This is a genomic window from Marisediminitalea sp. (assembly GCF_984433645.1).
This window is the reverse complement of sequence record NZ_CFIDRX010000239.1, coordinates 1-5,161: the sequence shown is the minus strand read 5'-3', so window position 1 is coordinate 5,161 and position 5,161 is coordinate 1. Positions and strand designations below refer to the sequence as shown.

Below are 5,161 nucleotides of genomic sequence, written 5' to 3'. Positions count from 1 at the left end.
AGTGGAGATAGATCGATAGTACGCATAGTCATATCCTCAAAATTAAGCAATATGGTTTTTAATAAGTTGCCCCGCTTTGCGGCGGCAGGTTTACCGGTCTTTTACTCAAGCCCCGGTACTAATTAATGTGGGAATGCGCAGGTCGAAATCAAGAGTGCAGATAGAAATTTTTTTTAACTATTTATTCAGGCAGCGGGGAAATCGTGCGTTTCCCCGCTCGAATAAACAGGAAATTACATGGCCAGAGACTTCACAATCTGGCCATCTTTTACCACAAGGCCAACGTTTTCAAGTAGTGAAATATCATCAAGGGGGTTGCCTTTTACGCCTACGATATCCGCTTTTTTACCTTCTGACACGCTGCCCAGCACTTCCTGTTGTTTTAACAAGGTGGCAGCATTGATGGTAGAGGCCTGAATGGCTTGCATGGGTGTCATACCAAACTTCACCATGCGAGCGAATTGCTTGCCATTGTCACCATGCGGATAGACACCTGCATCGGAACCAAACACCATTTTAACGCCTGCTTTTACCGCTTTGGTAAAGTTGTCACGCTGGCGCTGACCAACAATACGTTCTTTCGCCAGGCTTTCTTCCAGAATACCTGCTTTGGCCCCTTCAGACAGGATGTACTCGGTAACGTAGATGTCCATAGAGAAATACGTACCGTGTTTCAGGGCCAGGTTGATCGCTTCGTCATCCAACAGGCTAACGTGTTCTACCGAATCTACACCTGCTTTAATGGCGGTTTTGATGCCATCTGTACCGTGGGCATGGGTTGCTACGGTTAAGCCTCGCATGTGGGCTTCGTCTACCAACGCCTGCATTTCTTCGAAGGTATATTGCTGAACACCCACTTTAGTACCTTTCGACAGCACACCGCCGGTACCACAGAACTTAATAACCGTGGCGCCGTATTTGATGTTTCGGCGCACTTTTTCACGGACTGCCCAAGGGCCGTCGGCTACCCCTTCGCTTACAGTATGGTATTCATAGGGCAATAAATTGTTGTCACAGTGGCCGCCTGTAACACCCAGAGAAGGGCCTGCTACAAACATACGGGGGCCGGTGATATCGCCATCGTTAATGGCATCGCGCAGGGCAACGTCTGCAAAGCCGGGTGCGCCGACGTTACGAACCGTGGTAAAACCGGCCATCAATGTCGCTTCGGCGTGTTTCACGCCTGTCAGCGTCACTCTGGGCAGTGAGTCTGCTAAGCGTTTGTAACCGTGTTTGGTGGCATCACTGGTTAAATGCACGTGCATGTCCATTAAGCCGGGTAGCAGTGTGTAGTCACCAAGTTCGATGATTTTACTGCCTTTAGAGAACGTCACTTTGCGTGCTTCTCCAGCAGCCACAATGGTGTCATCTTCAATGACAACGACGGCGTTTGAGATTAATTTGCCGTTTTCAACATCGATTAATCGATCGGCTTTGAGTACCAGTGTTTGCGCAAAAGAGAGTGTGGAGGTAGCGGCAAGTAACACCGCAGCAGCCAGTTTTTTCATTGTTATCTTCAAGACCTGTTTACGAGTAATCCCTTATTAAACGTAATTCAGGCCCTGAAGTGAAGTTTGCTATCGGCAAGCGGGTTATTTTTCCCGAGGAGTCGCGCGTTTACTGACTGCAAACAGATACAAAGCCAGTGAGATTAGCCATACCAGGCTGTCACCCCATTGCCGGTACAGGGTGTACCCGGTTACTTTGGATAACTTGCCCGATAACGTTGCGGCTTCGAACTGTGGCAGGCGGGCAACTATATCGCCATGGTGATCAACCAACGCGCTGATGCCGTTGTTGGTGGCGCGGATGACGGGAATGCCGAATTCCTTTGCGCGTACCTGTGCAATTTGCATGTGCTGGTCGGGTCCATGTGACGCACCAAACCAGGCGTCATTGCTTACGGTGATAATAAAATCCGTGTCCTCATATAAATTTGCAGCAACCTGACGCGGAAAGGCAATTTCAAAGCAAATGGCGGGTGCCAGATGATTGCCGTTTGCAACCAGGTTGGTTTGCTGAAAATCACCGCGACTAAATGACGACATGGGTAAGTCAAACAGAGGGGCGAGAGGGCGCAGTAAATCTTCAAAGGGGACAAATTCGCCCACCGGCAACAAGTGGTGTTTTGCGTAGCGGTTTCCGTGGAAATAATAGTAATGGCCGCTTTCATCCTGCTCATACTTCTTGCCCATCACAATTAAATTGTTCCAGGCCTCTTCGCTCTCAAAATTGTAGTTCACCACACCGGTAATAATGGCCGTGTCGTGCTCAGTAGCGCGAGCGTCCATTTTTTGCAGGTATTCCAGTGCGAGTAATTCAAGTTTTGGCACCGCGGCTTCGGGCCACACTATGATGTCATTGTCCCATAGCAGATCGGTCAGGGTTTCATAGCGGGTCATCGTTGGCTGATCCTGCTCAGGTACCCAGCGTAGCGATTGAGCAATATTGCCTTGCACCATGCCTACAGAGACATCCTCGACCGGCGTCGTCCAGTTGATCTGATTCAATCCAACGCTACCGGCTATTGCAATGGCGGCCACGATACCGCTGCCGATATAGCGTCTGGTGTAAATGCTCGCCACGATACTCGCCGACAACCCCACCAATAACGCGGTTACGCCTGTCTCACCAATGGCGGCAAACCAGCCGTTTAACCAGCCGCTTAGCTGACTGTAACCAACAGATAACCAGGGGAAGCCCGACAACATCCAGCTGCGTAACCATTCGGCACTCGTCCAGAATAATGGCAAGGCAAAAGGCCACCAGGTAACGCTGAAGTAGCGCTTCAGAAAATGAAAGGCCAGGGCAGGATATAGCGCCAGATAGCCACAGAGGGCTAACATCATCAGTACCGAAGCAAATAATGGCATACCGCCAAAATCAGCAATGCTGACATGGACCCAGCTAATGCCTGCACCAAACCAACCTAATCCAAACAGCCATCCCAGTTTAAAACCAGAAACGTGCTGCTTATTGAGCTGATATAGCGCTAAACACAACGCAACAGGTGTTAACAACCAGATGTCAAAGGGGGCGTAAGCTAAAGTAAGGGAACTGCCGGCCAGCACGGCCAGCAGATAGGGTAACCACTTGCGCAAGGGAATTACTCCAAATCAGGCAGTGTCACTTTGAGCTGCACCAAACGACGCTTGTCGGAGTTGGTGATTTTGAACTGAATATTGTCGATGGTAATTTCATCGTTGGTGGCTGGCATATGGCCAAATGCCTTCAACACAATACCGCCGATGGTATCCGCTTCTTCTTCACTGAATTTGGTTTCAAAGAAACGATTAAATTCTTCTACCGGGGTCAGTGCTTTTACCGAATAGGTATATTTGTTTAACGGACGAATATCATCGGTACCGTCTTCTTCCGTATCGTATTCGTCTTCGATTTCACCGACGATCAGCTCAAGAATATCCTCGATGGTAACCAGACCCGACACACCGCCGTATTCGTCTACAACAATGGCCATGTGGTAGCGTTGTTGGCGGAATTCTTTAAGCAGCACGTCTACGCGTTTGCTTTCCGGTACGATGACCGCCGGGCGCAACACGTCGCGGAGTTGGAAAGGCTGCTCATCTTTATTGTTGAAGGCAAAGCGCAGGAGATCTTTGGCGAGCAGGATGCCTTCGATATGGTCTTTATCTTCGTTGATAACCGGGAAGCGGGAGTGCGCACTGTCTAGCATAACAGGCAGGAATTCTTCTACGGGTTGATCGATGTCGATGGTCACCATTTGCGCTCTGGGGATCATAATGTCCCGTACACGCATTTCGTTTACGCCAATGACGCCTTCGATCATTTCTCTGGTCTGTGGATCGATCAGCTCGCGCTGCTCGGCTTCCGTGATCACTTCAACCAGATCCTGTTTACTTTGCGGCTCTCCGGAGAAAGACAGTTTGAGTTTTTCAAACCAACTTTTGCCCGAGGAGCCGTTGGTAGAGTGGGGGTTATCGTCGCTCATAATATCCGTTATTTTTACATTACTAGGCAAAGTTAATCGTCTTGATACGGGTCGTCAATGGCTAATTTGGCTAAAATCGCAATTTCCAGCCCTTCCATTTCTTCCGCTTCGGCGTCTTCAATATGGTCGTAGCCCAGTAAATGCAAGGTGCCGTGCACAATCATGTGGGCATAATGGTGAGCAATAGGTTTTTGTTGCTCTTCTGCTTCCCGGGCAATAACGGGGACGCAAATGACCAAATCACCCAGTAAATCCAATGGCACTTCAGGGGGGCATTCAAACGGGAATGACAGCACATTCGTGGGTTTATCTTTCCCGCGGTAGTCATTGTTTAGTTGTTGGGATTCATCATTGTTAACGAATCGAACGGTGATTTCTTTATCGCCGATATGCAAATGAGACAGGACGGCAGAGGCCCATGCTGTTACCTGTGCCTCTCCCGGCAAGGTAGCAAGCAAGCCCTGATCGGCATCAAAGGCTTGCTGGTAGTCGATTATGGCAACCATGGCTCAGTTAATCTTCGCGCTTGTCGTTGTCGTTACCTTCTTGCTTTTTGGCAATGCGGATACGCTCTTGTTCGGCTTCATAATCTTCATAAGCTCGAACGATACGCGCTACTACCGGGTGACGTACTACGTCGCCCGCGGTGAAGAAATTGAACGAGATATCAGGTACCGGCTGCAGCACGTTGATCGCATGACGCAATCCTGAGCGCGCACCGCGAGGTAAATCAACCTGGGTGATGTCACCCGTGATCACGGCTTTGGAATTAAAGCCAATACGGGTCAGGAACATTTTCATTTGTTCCACCGTGGTGTTCTGACTTTCATCCAGAATAATAAAAGCATCATTTAGCGTGCGACCGCGCATATAGGCGAGCGGCGCAACTTCAATCACGTTGCGTTCCATTAGCTTTTCGACTTTTTCGAACCCCAGCATTTCAAACAAAGCATCGTAGAGCGGACGCAAATACGGGTCGACTTTTTGTGACAGGTCGCCGGGCAGGAAACCCAGTTTTTCACCGGCTTCTACCGCTGGGCGCGTTAACAGAATGCGACGGATTTCCTGACGCTCAAGGGCATCAACGGCACAGGCAACGGCCAGATAGGTTTTACCAGTTCCCGCAGGACCAATACCAAAGGTAATGTCATGGTTAACAACATTGGCGACATATTGCGCCTGATTTGGGTT

General features: G+C 49.5%; 5 protein-coding genes. All 5 read right to left on the bottom strand.

The genetic code is table 11. The annotated features are described in order from the left end of the window. Positions 1-233 precede the first annotated feature (233 nt). A complete protein-coding gene (locus AC4MRN_RS19370) occupies positions 234-1,508 on the bottom strand; it encodes a Xaa-Pro dipeptidase (RefSeq protein ID WP_491204232.1) in 1,275 nt (424 codons plus the stop codon). 84 nt (positions 1,509-1,592) lie between these two features. Beyond that, positions 1,593-3,101 carry an apolipoprotein N-acyltransferase gene (gene lnt, locus AC4MRN_RS19365; RefSeq protein WP_491204231.1) on the bottom strand — a complete coding sequence of 503 codons (1,509 nt, stop codon included), beginning with the start codon at positions 3,099-3,101 and terminating at the stop codon, positions 1,593-1,595. A gap of 5 nt (positions 3,102-3,106) precedes the next feature. Continuing rightward, a complete protein-coding gene (gene corC, locus AC4MRN_RS19360; protein WP_073322390.1) occupies positions 3,107-3,970 on the bottom strand; it encodes a CNNM family magnesium/cobalt transport protein CorC in 864 nt (287 codons plus the stop codon). Positions 3,971-4,002: 32 nt separating this feature from the next. Beyond that, the gene (gene ybeY, locus AC4MRN_RS19355; protein WP_073322389.1) at positions 4,003-4,476 is read right to left on the bottom strand and encodes an rRNA maturation RNase YbeY; all 474 of its coding nucleotides are present in this window, start codon (positions 4,474-4,476) and stop codon (positions 4,003-4,005) included. A gap of 7 nt (positions 4,477-4,483) precedes the next feature. After that, a partial coding sequence (locus AC4MRN_RS19350) for a PhoH family protein (RefSeq protein ID WP_491204230.1) occupies positions 4,484-5,161 on the bottom strand: 678 nt, incomplete at its 5' end.